12 protein-coding genes are annotated in these 15,246 nt (G+C 67.0%); 6 read left to right on the top strand and 6 right to left on the bottom strand.

Annotated elements, in window-relative coordinates; all coding sequences use genetic code 11:
• Positions 1–74: 74 nt before the first annotated feature.
• A complete protein-coding gene (locus tag CUJ89_RS18805) occupies positions 75–1,418 on the top strand; it encodes an MFS transporter (RefSeq protein WP_114179008.1) in 1,344 nt (447 codons plus the stop codon).
• A gap of 101 nt (positions 1,419–1,519) precedes the next feature.
• On the top strand, positions 1,520–2,614 hold the full coding sequence (locus CUJ89_RS18800; protein ID WP_114179006.1) for a porin: 1,095 nt from the start codon (positions 1,520–1,522) through the stop codon (positions 2,612–2,614).
• A 21-nt stretch (positions 2,615–2,635) separates the two neighbouring features.
• On the opposite strand, the gene CUJ89_RS18795 is transcribed toward CUJ89_RS18800, so the two are convergent.
• Positions 2,636–3,070, bottom strand: a complete 435-nt coding sequence (locus CUJ89_RS18795; RefSeq protein ID WP_114179004.1) for a hypothetical protein — start codon at positions 3,068–3,070, stop codon at positions 2,636–2,638.
• A 394-nt stretch (positions 3,071–3,464) separates the two neighbouring features.
• Between CUJ89_RS18795 and CUJ89_RS18790 the strand changes: the two genes are divergently transcribed.
• A complete protein-coding gene (locus tag CUJ89_RS18790; protein WP_114179002.1) occupies positions 3,465–5,654 on the top strand; it encodes a TonB-dependent siderophore receptor in 2,190 nt (729 codons plus the stop codon).
• A 36-nt stretch (positions 5,655–5,690) separates the two neighbouring features.
• On the opposite strand, the gene CUJ89_RS18785 is transcribed toward CUJ89_RS18790, so the two are convergent.
• The 5 genes from CUJ89_RS18785 to CUJ89_RS18765 all read right to left on the bottom strand — a co-directional run bounded on the left by CUJ89_RS18785 (position 5,691) and on the right by CUJ89_RS18765 (position 11,214).
• Positions 5,691–7,004 carry an MFS transporter gene (locus CUJ89_RS18785; protein WP_236655030.1) on the bottom strand — a complete coding sequence of 438 codons (1,314 nt, stop codon included), beginning with the start codon at positions 7,002–7,004 and terminating at the stop codon, positions 5,691–5,693.
• Between the two features lie 85 nt (positions 7,005–7,089).
• Positions 7,090–8,061, bottom strand: a complete 972-nt coding sequence (gene yiaK, locus CUJ89_RS18780) for a 3-dehydro-L-gulonate 2-dehydrogenase (RefSeq protein ID WP_236655029.1) — start codon at positions 8,059–8,061, stop codon at positions 7,090–7,092.
• Between the two features lie 131 nt (positions 8,062–8,192).
• Entirely contained in the window at positions 8,193–9,224 is a 1,032-nt protein-coding gene (locus CUJ89_RS18775) for a Zn-dependent oxidoreductase (protein WP_114178997.1), read from the bottom strand.
• 28 nt (positions 9,225–9,252) lie between these two features.
• Positions 9,253–10,461 carry a D-mannonate dehydratase ManD gene (manD, locus tag CUJ89_RS18770; RefSeq protein ID WP_114178995.1) on the bottom strand — a complete coding sequence of 403 codons (1,209 nt, stop codon included), beginning with the start codon at positions 10,459–10,461 and terminating at the stop codon, positions 9,253–9,255.
• A gap of 21 nt (positions 10,462–10,482) precedes the next feature.
• On the bottom strand, positions 10,483–11,214 hold the full coding sequence (locus tag CUJ89_RS18765) for a GntR family transcriptional regulator (RefSeq protein ID WP_114181443.1): 732 nt from the start codon (positions 11,212–11,214) through the stop codon (positions 10,483–10,485).
• A 158-nt stretch (positions 11,215–11,372) separates the two neighbouring features.
• On the opposite strand from CUJ89_RS18765, the gene CUJ89_RS18760 reads away from it, so the two are divergent.
• The 3 genes from CUJ89_RS18760 to CUJ89_RS18750 all read left to right on the top strand — a co-directional run bounded on the left by CUJ89_RS18760 (position 11,373) and on the right by CUJ89_RS18750 (position 15,242).
• Positions 11,373–12,836 (top strand): mannitol dehydrogenase family protein, encoded by a 1,464-nt coding sequence (locus CUJ89_RS18760; RefSeq protein ID WP_114178993.1) that lies wholly within the window; start codon positions 11,373–11,375, stop codon positions 12,834–12,836.
• A 125-nt stretch (positions 12,837–12,961) separates the two neighbouring features.
• Positions 12,962–14,239, top strand: a complete 1,278-nt coding sequence (locus CUJ89_RS18755) for an MFS transporter (RefSeq protein WP_114178991.1) — start codon at positions 12,962–12,964, stop codon at positions 14,237–14,239.
• Between the two features lie 211 nt (positions 14,240–14,450).
• Positions 14,451–15,242: a transcriptional initiation protein Tat gene (locus tag CUJ89_RS18750; RefSeq protein WP_114178989.1), complete on the top strand. Its 792-nt coding sequence runs from the start codon at positions 14,451–14,453 to the stop codon at positions 15,240–15,242.
• Positions 15,243–15,246: the final 4 nt, after the last annotated feature.

Here is a 15,246-nt window from a genome sequence, read left to right as displayed (position 1 = left end):
CGGCCGGTCGCTGCAGCCGGCCTCGATCGCATTCAATTCAATTAGTCATACTATTTTAATGAAGGGTCTTTGACGTGAGCGCAAATATCCGCAATACGATCGACGAATCCCCGATGAGCGCGTTCCAGACGATGGCGGTCACGGCCTGCGTCGTGCTGAACATGCTCGACGGGTTCGACGTGCTGGCCATCGCATTTGCCGCGCCGCATCTCGCGGCCGAGTGGAAACTAAGCGGCAAGGAAATCGGCATGCTGTTGAGTGCCGGCCTGGCCGGCATGGGTATCGGTTCGGTGCTGATCGCACCGCTGGCCGACCGGGTCGGTCGTCGCCGGATCATCCTGCTCTGCCTCGTCGTCATCTCGACGGGGATGCTGGCCTGCGCCGCTACGCACAGCACACTGCAACTCGCGGTCGCGCGTGCCTATACGGGGCTCGGCATCGGCGGCATGCTGGCCAGCCTGACCGTCATCAGCGGCGAGTACGCATCGAACAAATGGCGAAGCGCGGCGATCGGCATGCAGTCGACGGGCTACGCGATCGGGGCCACCGCCGGCGGCGTCGTTGCCGGGTACCTGCTGTCGACATGGGGATGGCGCAGCGTATTCGCGTTCGGCGGCGTCGTGACCTTGATGTCCATCCCGATGGTGCTCGCGTTGCTGCCGGAGTCGCTCGACTTCCTGCTGGCGAGGCGTCCCGAGAACGCCCTTCGGAAAATCAACCGCATCCTCGCGAGAATGAAGCGCTCGCCCATCGACAGGCTGCCGGCCGCGCGCGCCTCCGTAGACGCGGCGGGCCCCGCCTCGCGCTGGACGGCCGTGCTGCGAGCGCCGCTCGGGCGCCGCACGATCGCGCTGTGGATCGCGTTCTTTCTCGTCATGGGCAGTTTTTATTTCGTCGTGAGCTGGACCCCGAAGCTGCTGGTCCAGGCCGGACTGTCGGCGTCGCAGGGCGTGACCGGCGGCGTGCTGCTCAATCTCGGCGGCATCGCGGGCGCATCGCTTTTCAGCCTGTTGTCGACCCGGTTCGGCCTGCGCAACCTGCTGGGCGCCACCCTGCTGCTGGGCGGCGCACTGATGGTCGTCTTCGGCGCGAACACGGGCGCGCTCGGCGTCGGGATGACGGTCGCGGTGTTCCTCGGCGCCGTCATCAATGCGTGCGTGGCCGGCATGTATGCACTGTCGCCCACCCCCTATCCCGCCGAAATCCGCACGACCGGCATCGGCCTCGCGGTCGGCATCGGCCGCCTCGGTGCGATCCTGTCGCCGATGACGGTCGGCGCGCTGCTGGACGACGGCTGGTCCGTGCCTCATCTCTATCTCGCGTTCCTCGTGCCGATGGTCGGCGCGGCGATCGCCGTCGCCGTGGCGGGCACGCGTGCCGCGGCACCGCACCGGCAACGCGATCCGGCGATGTCGTAACGCGCGACGCCCGCAGTCCTGCCGATCCCCGTCGGTATCCCGGACATGTCCGGGGCACTAAAAAAACGATAAGTATATCTACATACTGTTTGGAGACAGCCATGAAAACGAAACTGGGCGCCGCACTCGCGACGGCGATGGCACTGGCCGGACCGGCCTGCGCGCAAAGCAGCGTCACGCTGTACGGGATCATCGATACCGGCGTGTCCTACTACAACAACGCCGCGCACGGCGGGTCGTTCACCGGGATGCCGACGCTGACCGGCGAGGTGCCGTCACGCTGGGGCCTGAGAGGCACGGAGGATCTCGGCGGCGGCTACCAGGCCTTCTTCGTACTCGAAAACGGCTTCCAGCCCGGCACCGGCGCGCTGAACTACGGCGGGCGCCTGTTCGGGCGGCAGGCGAACGTGGGCGTGAACAGCCCCTTCGGCGCGCTGACCCTCGGCCGCCAGATGAACATGTCGATGATCGTGCTGACCAATGCCGACGTGATCGGTCCGTCGATTCATTCGATGGCGGATTTCGACTCCTATCTGCCGAACGCGCGCAGCGACAATGCGATCGGCTACAAGGGCACGTTCCACGGCGTGACGCTCGGCGCCACCTACAGTTTCGGCCGCGACGCGGCCGGGCCGGCAGGACCGTCGGCGACGGGCTGCGCCGGACAGGTGCCCGGCGATATCGTCGCCTGCCGCCAATACACGGCGATGATCGCCTACGACGCCAGTAATTTCGGGCTGGCCGCATCGCACGACGTGATGCGCGGCGGCGGCGGTGCGCTCGCGCCGCTGAACAATCCGGCGTACACCGACACGCGCGACATCGTCGCCGGCTACGTCAAGATCGGCCCCGCGAAACTGGGCGCCGGGTGGATCCGCCGCAACCTCGCGGCGGCCGGACACCTGCAAGCCGACATCGTGTTTGCCGGCGGCACGTACTACGCGACGCCCTACCTCGCGCTCGACGTCCAGGGCGTGCGTTACCTGCAACGACGCGAAAGCGCTGAAGGCGGCACGAACGCCACGCTGCTCGTCGGTCGCGCGAACTATTTCCTGTCGAAGCGGACGACCGTCTATACGTCGGTGGGCTACATGTTCAACAGCGTGCTGGCCGCGAACGCGGTCGCCGCCGGCGGGACGGTCGGCACCGGGATGAATCAGCTCGGCGTGATGGCCGGCATCCAGCAGAAATTCTGAACGCCGGTCACCGCACCTCGATCAATCGACGAGCCGGCAATGCGAGAGTTTCAACCCCGGCAGCACCGGCGCGTCGATATAACCTTCGTTCACGCAACTGAACCGGAAATTCGCGGACGCCGTGAACGGCTTGATCTCGCCGCCGGGGAATTTCGGCTTCAACGCGGCCTGATCGGCCACGTCGAAATGCGTGTCGAATTGCCCGCCGTCGGTCGTCAGCGCGCCGAAGTACGTGCCGCCCGGATCGCTGCCCATCCGGATCACCGCGCCAACGAACGCGAGGCGCTTGCCGTCGTATTTCGTCTTCGCGGTGGCCATGTCCTGCGTATAGGCCTCGATCACGACGCCGTAATGCGCGTCGATCGCGGGCTCGGCGCAGGCATTCTGATGAACGCCCGCCAGCATCGCGCACGCCGCAAGCGCGGCCGCCGCGAACGGCGCGGAAATCTTTTTCATTGGGTGGTCTCCCGTCAGGCTGGTGGTTGAAGTGATTGAAGGCGGCGCTTCGCCGGCTCATTCGCTTCCGTTGCTTTAATCGTTCGAATGGCGGAACACGGCTGCGATCACTTCACCAGCCGCATGGTCGTGCGCGGTGCGTAGCGTCGCGCTGAACGCGACGTGACAGGAAGATGACATGGTGCGGCCCCCGGCTCTCATTGAATTTCACTGCATCTGATTTTGGCCGCTACGGTAGCAGACGGCCGACGGCCCGGCAACCAAGGCCCGCATGGTGTCGATCGCCTCATTACAATTGCAAATGATTATCATTACCTATATCATGCACATCCCTGTTGCCGCGAAGCGCGGCGGCCCGCGACACGATCCTTAGCACTCCGTCCTGCATCGATTCATGCCATCCCGTCGAACGCCCCGCCGCGCCCGGACCCTTCGTCCATGGCGCACGAGCCTGCCTACCCTGATCACCCTTTGCGTCGCAAGCGGCTCGCATGCATCCGCCGCTGAACACGCCAACGCCGAGCCCGCCGCTTCCGCATCCGCGCCCGCGCCCGCGACGCCGGCCGAACACGAACTCCCGGCCATCAGCGTCAACGCATCGGCGGCCGCCGATCCGACCATCGGCTATCAGCCGCGCACCACCAGCATCGCGGGCGGCGACGACCGTCCGCTCAAGGAGATTCCGCAATCGGTCGCGGTGGTCAGCAGCACCGTGATGCAGGACCAGCAGGCCCACTCGCTCGACGACGTGCTCGGCAACATCAGCGGCGTCACGCAGACGAACACGCTCGGCGGCACGCGCGACGCGTTCATCAAGCGCGGCTTCGGGTCGAACAACGACGGCTCCGTGCTCGTCGACGGCGTGCGCACGCCGGTGCTGCACAGCTATCTCGCGACGATCGACCGTGTCGAAGTGCTGAAGGGCCCCGCTTCGCTGCTCTACGGGATGCAGGATCCGGGCGGCGTGATCAACCTCGTCACGCGCAAGCCGGAAGATACGTTCGGCGGCTCGATCTCCGCGTCGCGCACGAGCCACGGCGGCAGCAGCGCGCTGTTCGATCTCACGGGCCCGCTCGGCAAGCCGGGCCAGGTCGCGGGCGGGACGCTCGCGTTCCGGTTGACCGGCGAATACGACACGAGCCGCTACTGGCGCAGCTTCGGCCGCGAACGCAACGCGCTGATCGCGCCCGCGCTCTCGTGGCATGACGCGAACACGTCGATCGACGTCAGCTACCAGTACGTCGACTACACGATGCCGTTCGATCGCGGCACCGTGCTCGTGAACGGCCGCCCCGACGATGCGCTGCGCTATCGCCGCTACGAGGAAGCGTGGTCGCAGAGCAGCGGCATCCAGGAAACGCTGCGTGCGCGGATCGAGCATCGCTTCTCCGACGCATGGCGCGTGCGCGCGACCTACGGCTGGGGCCGCGACCGCTACGACCAGTTCATCACGCGCGCCACCGCGTTCAACAGCACGACCGGCGCGCTGGCGCGCACGTCCGATGCGAACCTCGGGCGCAACGACTCCGACCAGATCGCCACGCTCGGCCTGCTCGGCAACGTGACGCTCGCCGGCATGAACCACGCGATCTACGTCGGCGGTGAATACGAGCGGCAGCGCAGCTTCCGTGGCGATACGATCCGCGGCAAGGCGACGCAAGGCTTCAATCTCTATGATCCCGTGTACGGCCTGCTCGCACCGGGCGGCACGCCAAACGCGAAGCAAAGCGATTCGCGGTCGGTGGTGCATGCGTATTCGATGATCGTGCAGGACTCTGTGAAGCTCACCGACCGTCTGACCGCCGTGGGCGGCCTGCGCCGGGAAACCTGGCAGCAGGAATCGGGGATGGGGCGGCCGTTTGCGTTCGCCGACCGCTCGCGCGGCAACGTCTGGCTGCCGCAGTTCGGGCTCGCGTATGCGCTCACGCCGGCGTTGACCGCGTATGCGAACGCGAGCCGCTCGTTCAAGCCGAACGTCGCATCGAACGTCGCCGCGCCGCTCGCGCCGGAATACGGCCGCGTGCTCGAGGCCGGGCTGAAGTTCAGCCCGAAGCCCGCGATCACGGGCACGCTCGCGGTCTACCAGATCGACAAGCGCAACGTCGCGGTCACGGTGGGTGACCTCACGTCGACGATCGGCACCGCGCGCTCGCGCGGGATCGAACTCGACGTCGCCGGGCAGATCACGCGTCACCTGAGCGTAATCGGCAGCTACGCGTATACGAACGCGACCGATCGCGACAGCAACACGCCGCTCGTCAACGTCGCGCGCCACACGGGCAGCCTGTTCGCGGTGGTTGACACGGCCATCGCGAACCTGCCTGGCCGCTGGCGCTTCGGCGGCGGCGCACGCCTGGTCGGCGCACGCGCCGGCGACACCGCGAACAGCTTCACGCTGCCCGGCTACGTGACCGTCGACGCGTTCGCGGCCTACGAAACGACGATCGGCAAGTTCCCGACTCGCGTCCAGCTCAACGTGAAGAACCTGCTCGACAAGACCTACTACCCGTCGAGCAACAACAACCTGATCGTCGCGGTCGGCGAGCCGCGGCTCGTCACGCTGACGACGACCGTTTCGTTCTGAGCCGGTGGCGGCCGGCGTGCGCGCCCTGCCGCCCCGTCACTCCACCCTGGACGGACAGACCCGGTAGAACACGACGGCGCACAGCAACAGGAAGCCGGCGAGGATGTACATGCCGGTCCGGATGCCCGCATAGCCGATGATCAGCGAGCCGAGTACGCCCGACAGGCTCCCGCACGAATTGATCAGCGCCAGGCCGGCCGCCGCTGCCGCGCCCGACAGCACGCGCCCCGGCAGCGTCCAGTAGATCGGCATCAGCGACAGGATGCCCGAGGTCGCGACCGTCAGCATGACCAATGAAAACCAGAAGCTGTCGTGCGCATAGGTCGCGAGAAACAGGCCGATAGAGGCCAGCAGAACGGGCACCACGCCATGCCGGCGCAAGCGGCCGGATTTCTCCGCACGCTTGGCGTTCACGTACATGCAGATCGCCGCGACACCAAACGGAATCGCCGTCAACAATCCGACACCGAAGCTGTTCGCGATCCCGGCATCGTGAAAGAGCGTCGGCATCCAGAACGTCAGCCCATAGAATCCCGTGTTGAACAGGATCATCACCACGATCAGCGCATAGATTTTCGGGGATCGGAACGCGTCGGCCACGCGATGCGACTTGAGCGCGGCCTCCTTCGCGACGTTCGACTCGATGATCCGCTTCTCGCTCGGCGTCAGCCAGTCGACGTCGGCCGGCTTGTTTCGCAGCAGTATCAGGATGACGATGCCCAGCGCCACGGACGGCAGGCCTTCGATCAGGAACAACCACTGCCATCCTTTGATGCCAGCCACGCCGCCCAGCGTGTCCATGATCGCGCCCGACAGCGGCGCGCCGAACATCACCGCGATCGGCAGCGCCATCAGGAACAACGAATACATCCCGCTCTGGCGCCGCGCCGGCAGCCACGTATTGGTGTAGTACATCACGCCCGGCACGAAGCCGGCCTCGCAGACACCCAGCAGGAAGCGCAGCGAATAGAACGCGGTCGGGTTCTTCGAGAACACCATCAGGATCGACACGATCCCCCACGTGATCATGATCCGCGCGATCCACGCCCGTGCGCCGACCCGCCGGAGGACCAGGTTGCTCGGAATCTCGAACAGCATGTAGCCCCAGAAGAACACGCTGGCGCCGAGCGCGAACGACGTGTTCGTCAGGCCGAAATCGGCCGTCATCTGCAATTTCGCAAAGCCGATATTGACCCGGTCGAGATAGGACATGATGAACCCGATGAAGAACAGCGGGACGATCCTGTGTATCACCTTCCGGTACAACGCGTCTTCCTGCTCCATCTCGATGCCTGCGTCCAGCGCAAGCGCGACATCCGCCTTCATGATCAGTTCTCCCGATGAAAACACGATCTATCCTGCGATCGGACCGACCTTCGCGCCCATGCCTTCCGCATGTTGCGCGCGCCGGTGAGGGGCGCCTGCCGGCACCGCGTCAGGAAGCGGACAGCGCGCCTGCCTGTGCGAGCGAGCACACCTCGGCCCAGATGCCGTCATCGACGGCAATGCCATGCTGTTTCTGCTCGATGCGGGTCCTGAGCGCGCTCTGCCCCGGGTAGAGCACCTCGCCGCTGTCTTCCGCGTGCTCCGATCCATTCACGTAGTCGGCCACGCTGTCGGCCACCGTGTTCGTGAACGCTTCGCCGCCGAGCTTGCGCGGATCGATCAGGATGAAGATCTGCGAGCAGCCCGTACAGCTTCCCTGTCGCACGGCGTCGATCCCGTTCGTCGCGATCCCTTCCGACAACACGGCCGCCAGCACGTCGAGCATGATCGCGAATCCCGATCCCTTCCAATAGCCCATCGGCAGAATCCGCATCGACGCTTCGATCGGACCTGGCTCGACGGTCAGCTTCCCCTCGCTGTCGAAGCCGGCGGGGAACGGCATGTTCTTGCCCTTGAGCCGGGTTGCCTGCAGTTTTCCGTACGAATACTGCGACATCGCCATGTCGAGCACGATATGGCCTTTCTCGCGCGGCACGGCCATCACGAACGGGTTGTTGCCGACGCGCGGATTCCTGCCGCCCCAACCCGGCATGCACGATTCGGTGTTCGTCCAGCAGATCGCGATGTAGCCGCGATCCGCCGCATGCCAGCCATAGGTTCCGCCGCGCATCCAGTGCGTCGTGTTGCGCAGCGCGACGATGCCGACGCCTTGCGCGTCGGCAATCTCCATCGCCCGCTCCGTCGCGGACAGCGCGTTGAGAATGCCCGGGCCGCGATTGCCGTCGAGAATCTCGATGGCGCCGAACTGCTTGACCGGCGCCGGTGCCCCCGCCAGGTTCACCCAGCCCTTCCTGACGTAGTCGACGAAGCGCGCGACACGATTGATGCCGTGGGAATTGACGCCGTCGCAAGTCGATTCGGCGTGAACCCGAGCACAGATTCCGGCGTCGCGTTCGTTCATGCCGGCATTCAAGAGTGCCAAATGAATGGCACCCTGCATTTCATCAAACGAAACCCGGGCCATGGTGTCTGTCTCCTGATGTTTTATTGATTCCGTCTACCGACGGGCTGGCCGGTAGCCGGCAGCCGGCATCAACCGCCCGCGAAATCGAGCAGGATCTTGCAACTCTCCGCGGGATTGCGCTCGGCCATCTCGAACGCCTGCGCGACGTCGCGAAAGCTCACCTTGTGCGTGACGATGTGCTCGGGCTGGATCAGCCCCTGGCCGATCCAGTCGATCACCTGCGGGAACATCGCGCAATTGAGCCGCGACGCGGCCAGCGTCAGCTCCTTCTTCGTCAGCTCCGCCTGCACGATCGCGGACGGTTCCGACGAGAAGCCGAGCACGCCGATCCGGCCCGCCGGCGCGGCGATCTTCACGGCCTCCTCGAGAATCGACGGGTGGCAGACCGCATCGAAGATCAGCGTCGGGCCGCCGTCGACGCCCCGCTGCTCGAGCGCATCGGGCAGCGACTCGACGCTCGTGTTGATGATCTCGTCCTTCGCCGCGCCGCACTTGCGCGCGAGCTGCAGCCGCGCGTCGAGCCGATCGGTGATGAATGCGCGAATGCCGTACACGCGCTTGAGCACCTGCAGGATCGTCAGCCCGACGGTGCCGGCGCCATAGATCAGCGCGACATCGCCCGGCAGCACGCCGGTGCGCGACGTCGCGTTCGCGGCCACCGCGAACGGCTCGACGATCGCCGCACACGTATCGGCGATCTCGTCCGGGATCCGGTACGCATTGCCGGCCGGCACGCACGTGTACTGGCTGAAGCCGCCGTCACGATGCACGCCGAGCACGGTCAGGTGCCGGCACACGTTGCGCCGGCCGATCGTGCACGCATGACAATGCCCGCAACTGATCACCGGATCGACCGCGACGGTCTCGCCGAGCCGTGCGGCATCGACGCCCGCGCCGAGCGACTCGATCGTCCCGACGAATTCGTGGCCGATGATGCGCGGGTACGACACGAACGGGTTCTTGCCGTGAAAGATATGCAGGTCCGACCCGCAGATGCCCGCATAGCGGACCTTCACGCGCACTTCGCCGGTGGCGGGCACAGGCAGCGGCACCTCGCGCACGCTCATGCTGTTCGGACGATCGACAACGACGCTCAACATTTCGGTTTTCTCCTTCGGATCTTCCGGCTTACCAGTTCCACATCGAGCCGTCGCGCAGCCGGGCGACCGGCAGGTACGCGCGCTCGTACGGGTATTTCGCGGCCAGCGTCTCGTCGATGTCGACGCCGAGGCCCGGCACGTCGTCCATCACGAGATAGCCGTCGTCGAAGCGGTAGCTGTGCGGAAACACTTCATCGGTCAGCGGGCTGTGCGGCATCAGTTCCTGGATGCCGAAGTTCGGCGCCCACAGTCCGAAGTTCACCGCCGCCGCCATGCAGACGGGCGACAGGTCGGTCGCGCCGTGAAAGCCCGTGCGCACCTGGTACATCGCCGCGTAGTCGGCAATGCGCCGCACGTGCGTGATCCCGCCCGCATGCACGATCGTCGCGCGGATGTAGTCGATCAACTGATCGCGGATCAAATCCTTGCAGTCCCAGATCGAGTTGAATACCTCGCCGACCGCGAGCGGCGTCGTCGTGTGCTGGCGGATCAGGCGGAACGCGTCCTGGTTCTCCGCGGGCGTCGCGTCCTCGAGCCAGAACAGCCGATGCGGCTCGAGATCGCGGCCGAGCCGCGCGGCCTCGATCGGCGTGAGACGGTGATGCGCGTCGTGCAGCAGGTGCGGCGCGTCGCCGACCGCTTCGCGCACCTTGCGGAACAGTTCCGGCGTGTGGCGCAGGTAGAGCGCGGTGTCCCACGGCTCCTCGGGCGGCAGCCCCTTCTCGGCCGGCTCGTACGCGCCGGCCGTCTTGCCGACGCCGTACACCTTGTCGAGCCCCGGCACGCCCGACTGCACGCGTATCGCGCGAAAGCCTTCCTCGATATGCGCGCGCACCGCGTCGACCGCTTCCTCATGATCGCGCCCGTTCGCGTGGCCGTACACCATCAGCCCGTCGCGGCTCTTGCCGCCGAGCAGCTGGTAGACAGGCATGCCGGCGAGCTTGCCCTTGATGTCCCACAGCGCCATGTCGATCGCGGCGATCGCCGTCATCGTCACGGGCCCGCGCCGCCAGTACGCGCCGCGATACAGGTATTGCCAGATGTCCTCGATGTTGCGCGGGTCGCGGCCGACCAGGCACGGAAACACGTGATCTTCCAGATACGCGCGCACGGCAAGCTCGCGCCCGTTGAGCGTCGCGTCGCCGAGGCCGTAGATGCCTTCGTCGGTCACGATCTTCACCGTCACGAAGTTCCGGCCCGGACACGTGACGATGGTCTGCAAGCGTTCGATTTTCACTGCGCTCCTCCAGCGGGCGGTTCAGTCGACAAAGTAATGGGGCGCGCGGCTGCGCACTTCCGGCAGATGCGAGCCGATCCGGTCGACGTGCATCGCGACCGCCGCGCCGAGGAGCGCCATGTTGCGCGACGCGATATGCGCGAGGATCTGTTCGTGCTCCTGCAGCGCGCGGCGCGCGTGATCCTCGACGCGGTCGAGCAGCAGCCAGCGCACGCGGTCAAACTGGCGCTTCATCGGCTGCAGCATTTCCCACACGTGCGGCCGGCCCGCGAACGCGAACATCCGGCCGTGCATCGCCTCGTCGAGATCGAAGAACGCTTCGACATCGCGCGCGGCCACGGCCGCGCGCTGCGCGTCGATGATCCGCGACAGCTCCGTGAGTTGCTCCGGCGTGATCTTCTGCGCGAGCTCGACGTGGTTCGCGCATTCGAGCGTGCTGCGCGCGAACCGCCCTTCCTCGAGGATCGACACCGGAATCGGCGCGACCAGCGTGCCGACCTTCCGGTAGATCTGCACGAGCCGCTCGTCGGCAAGCTGCGCGAACGCTTCGCGCACCGGCGTGCGGCTGACCTTGATCGTCGTGGAAATCACTGCCTCCGACAGCGCGGTGCGCGGCGGCAGCGCGCCGCGCACGATCGCGTGGCGCAGCAGCGCGTGCACCTGCTCCGTATACGACCGGCTCTCGTCCAGCGAGAACCCTTGCAACGCCGTGACGACGACGTCCTCTTCTTCCAGTGCTGCCGTTTCGCTCATGGTTGCCGATTGATCCGACTTGATATCGATGACTACCATGGTACATAAGTCATGAAATCCAGGCGATCTAGCGTTTACACCAATAACTTCGGCGAGAAACTCGAAATAACCTGCACGCATCCCATCATCTACCATGGTACAAACCGCCACCGACCGCCATGCCACCTGCTCCCGACTTCCTGCGCACCGCGCCGCCCGGCACGCGCCGCCTCCGTTATGACCGGCAGGCGGTCCGCACGGGGATCGTCCATCTCGGCCTCGGTGCGTTCCATCGCGCGCATCAGGCGCTCCATACGGAAACGGTGCTCGAACAGGGCGATCTCCGCTGGGGCATCGTGGGCGTCGAACTGCGGCGGCGCCATACCGTCGACCTGCTCGCCGCGCAGGATCACCTGTACACGGTGACCGAGCGCGACGGCGGCGGTGCGCGCACGCGCATCGTCGGCGCCGTGCACGGCGCGCTGTTCGCGCCCGAATCGCTGCCCGCGCTGCTGGCGCTGATCGCCGATCCGGCCGTGTCGATCGTCAGCCTGACCGTGACCGAGAAAGGCTATTGCCGCCGCCCCGGCGGCGGGCTCGACGCCGACGATCCGGCCATCCGGCAGGATCTCGCGACGCCCGACACGCCGCGCACCGCGCTCGGCGTGATCGCGGCCGGCCTGCGCTTGCGGCCGGCGAATGCGCCGCTCACCGTCGTCTGCTGCGACAACATGACATCGAACGGCGACACGCTGCGCGCGCTGCTGATCGACTACGCGGAACGCATCGACGGTGCGCTCGCGCGGCGCGTCCGCGACGACGTCGCGTTCCCGAACAGCATGGTCGACCGGATCGTGCCGGCCGCGACGTCCGAATCGCTCGACTGGGCGCAAGCGCATCTCGGCGCGCGCGACGCGGCCGCGATCGTCTGCGAGCCGTTCTCGCAATGGGTGATCGAGGATCGTTTCGCCGGCCCGCGCCCGCGCTGGGAAGACGCCGGCGCGCACGTCGTCGCCGACGTGCGGCCGTACGAAACGATGAAGCTGCGGCTGCTGAACGGCTCGCATTCGGCCATCGCGTATGCGGGGCAACTGCGCGGACGCGCAACCGTGTCCGATGCGATGGCCGATCCGGCGATCGCGGCGCTCGTCGACGGCGTGATGACGCGCGACCTGCTCGCGACTGTCGACGTACCGTCCGGTTACGACGCGCACGGCTATTGCGCGACGCTCGTCCAGCGCTTCCGGAATCCGACGCTCGCGCATCGCACCGAACAGATCGCGATGGACGGCACGCAGAAGGTGCCGCTGCGCTGGCTGCCGGCGCTCGGCGAAAGCACGGCGGCCGGCATCGAACGTCCGTATCTGGAGCGCGCGCTGGCGCTCTGGCTGCACTATCTCGCCACCGCGCACGACGAATCGGGCCGGCCGCTGACGATCAGCGATCCGGGCGCGGCCGCGCTCGGTGCGACGCTGTCGGCTGCCGGCGATGCAACCGGCGCGGTTCGGGCCGCACTCGGCAGCCCCGCGCTCGCCGGTTCGGCGGCATGGCCGGACGCGTTGATTACGCGCGTCGGCACGCATTTGTCGACGCTGCGCGCGCACGGCACCGACGCTTTGCTCGCGCCGTTGCACGCGCGCTGAACGACCGCCCGGTTCGCCGTAACCAGCGCGAACCGCGCAATGCCCCTGCCCGCCGAGGTCCATGCCGACGCGGCGATCGATCGACAAGACATGACGGCCGGCCCACCGGCACGAAGGAGACAGACATGAAGCAGAAGTCGCAGGCGTGGTTCACGGTGTTCCTGCTGTTCATGGTGTATGGAATCAACTACCTCGACCGCGTCGCGCTGTCGATCGTCGCCCCGATCGTGCAGACCGATCTCGGCATCGACGCCGCGCAGATGGGCCTCGTGTTCAGCACGTTCTTCATCGGCTACGCGCTGTTCAATTTCATCGGCGGGCTCGCATCCGACCGGCTCGGGCCGAAGCTCGTGTACGTGCTGTCGGTCGGGCTGTGGTCGGTGTTCTGCGGGATGACCGCGCTCACCGTCGGCTTCGTGAGCCTGCTGATCGTGCGGCTGCTGTTCGGCATGGCCGAAGGCCCGCTTTGCTCGGCCGCGAACAAGATGGTCAACAACTGGCTGCCGCGCGACGGCGCCGCGACCGCGATGGGCCTGCTGAGCGCCGGCTCGCCGCTCGGCGGCGCGATCGCAGGGCCGATCGTCGGCCTGCTGGCCGCGCAGTTCGGCTGGCGGCCGGCATTCTGGATCGTCTGCGCGATCGGGCTCGCGTGGGTCGTCGTCTGGATGATGTCGACGTCGGACCGTCCTGCGACGCCGGTCAACGACGCACCGGGCGCGGGCGCGCCGATCCACGCGCCCGCGGCCGCCGGCACGGCGACGCCCGCACATACGCTGTCGCACTACGTGCGCCAGCCGCGCATCCTCGCGACCGCCGCCGCGTTCTTCAGCTACAACTACGTGCTGTTCTTCTTCCTGAGCTGGTTCCCGAGCTACCTCGTGCGTGCGCACCATCTGAACATCAAGGAAATGAGCGTCGCCACCGTCGTGCCCTGGCTCGTCGGCACGGTCGGCCTCGCGTGCGGCGGCGCGATCTCGGATGCGCTCTACCGGCTCACCGGCAACCTGCTGCTGTCGCGCCGGATCGTGCTCGTGACCTGCCTGCTCGGCGCCGGCGCGTGCGTGGCGGTGGCCGGCGCCGTGCAGTCGACGCAAGGCGCGGTCTCGCTGATGTCGGTGTCGCTGTTCTTCCTGTACGTGACTGGCGCGATCTACTGGGCGATCGTGCAGGACGTCGTGCATCCGGCCCGCGTCGGCGGCGTCAGCGGCTTCCTGCATTGCATGGGCAGCCTGTCGGGCGTGATCGGCCCGGCTGTCACCGGCCTCATCGTCGAACGCAGCGGCTCGTTCGCGTCCGCATTCGTGCTGGCCGGCGCGATCGCACTCGCGGGCGCGGTGCTGGCCGGCGTGTTCGTGCGCAACGGGCGGCCGTCGGAAGTCCTGCGCGAACGCACCGCGCATTGACGTCGCCCGGCGGCGGCTTGCCGCGCGACGCCGCCCTCGCCGGCGTCGCGCCGTCGGTCCGGTCAATCATCAGACCCTCGAATATCTCCCATCCGATATCGCGATTTCCGGGATCGATCGCCCGCCTCTAGACTGGCTACGCATTGGCGACGCTTCGCCGCCGCACGGCAACGCGACACGCCCCCACAAAAACGATCCCGGGAGATAAGCCATGTCCGACCGGCATGCACGCCGCGGCGCGCTGAAGACACTCGGCCTCGCGGCCGGCACCGCGCTTCTCGCTGCCGCGCGCCAGGCTCACGCCGCAGCGCCCGAAACAGGCGCGTTGCTGCCCGGCGCCGTCGCGCGCCTCGCCGACCTCACGCGCCGCCTCGCGGCCGCGCCGAGACGGCGCGATTTCAAGACCGTGCCGATGATCCTCGAACGCCCCGACCAGTGGGATCACGCGGCGCTCGCCGAAGTGATCGGCTATCGCGGCGGCCCGAAGCAGGTGTGGGACAACACCGAGCTCGGCGGCCCGTGGCTGAACCTGATGCGCAATTCGCTGAACGCGCAGATCTGGGCATACGGTCACCCGGATTTCCTCGTCGTGTCGGCCACGCACGGCAGCGCGCATCTCGCGCTGTTCGACCAGGCCGCGTGGGACAAATACGGCCTCGCGAAACTGGCCGGCGCCGCGTTCCCGACCAACACGCTGCTCGACGCGAAGCCCGCGCAATCGAAAGGCGCGCAGGGCCACGAACTGCCCGACGGCGCGTTCTCGTCGCACGACAACAGCATCGCCGCGCTGCAGCAGCGCGGCGTCGTATTCCTGTCGTGCCACAACGCGATCTGGGAACTCGCGGAACGACTCGACGGCGCAAATGCGAATCCCGACAAGCTGCCGCTCGACGCGCTCGCGGCCGACCTGACCAACCACGTGATCCCGTCGGCGATCGTCACGCCCGGCGCGGTCGGCACGCTGCCCGAACTGCAGCAGGCCGGTTTCACGTACGCGAAATGACACC

Origin of the sequence: Burkholderia pyrrocinia, from assembly GCF_003330765.1 — a bacterium.
GTDB lineage: Bacteria > Pseudomonadota > Gammaproteobacteria > Burkholderiales > Burkholderiaceae > Burkholderia > Burkholderia pyrrocinia_B.
Note: the sequence above shows the minus strand (reverse complement) of the source record. Positions and strands in the feature narration are given on the sequence as shown.

Bases quoted from the DNA above. Each gene is read 5' to 3' on its own strand.
- CUJ89_RS18775 (WP_114178997.1), bottom strand. From the start codon at position 9,224: ATGTTGAGCGTCGTTGTCGATCGTCCGAACAGCATGAGCGTGCGCGAG.
- CUJ89_RS18750 (WP_114178989.1), top strand. From the start codon at position 14,451: ATGTCCGACCGGCATGCACGCCGCGGCGCGCTGAAGACACTCGGCCTC.
- CUJ89_RS18755 (WP_114178991.1), top strand. From the start codon at position 12,962: ATGAAGCAGAAGTCGCAGGCGTGGTTCACGGTGTTCCTGCTGTTCATG.
- yiaK (WP_236655029.1), bottom strand. From the start codon at position 8,061: ATGAACGAACGCGACGCCGGAATCTGTGCTCGGGTTCACGCCGAATCG.
- CUJ89_RS18765 (WP_114181443.1), bottom strand. From the start codon at position 11,214: ATGAGCGAAACGGCAGCACTGGAAGAAGAGGACGTCGTCGTCACGGCG.
- CUJ89_RS18760 (WP_114178993.1), top strand. From the start codon at position 11,373: ATGCCACCTGCTCCCGACTTCCTGCGCACCGCGCCGCCCGGCACGCGC.
- CUJ89_RS18800 (WP_114179006.1), top strand. From the start codon at position 1,520: ATGAAAACGAAACTGGGCGCCGCACTCGCGACGGCGATGGCACTGGCC.
- CUJ89_RS18790 (WP_114179002.1), top strand. From the start codon at position 3,465: ATGCCATCCCGTCGAACGCCCCGCCGCGCCCGGACCCTTCGTCCATGG.
- CUJ89_RS18795 (WP_114179004.1), bottom strand. From the start codon at position 3,070: ATGAAAAAGATTTCCGCGCCGTTCGCGGCGGCCGCGCTTGCGGCGTGC.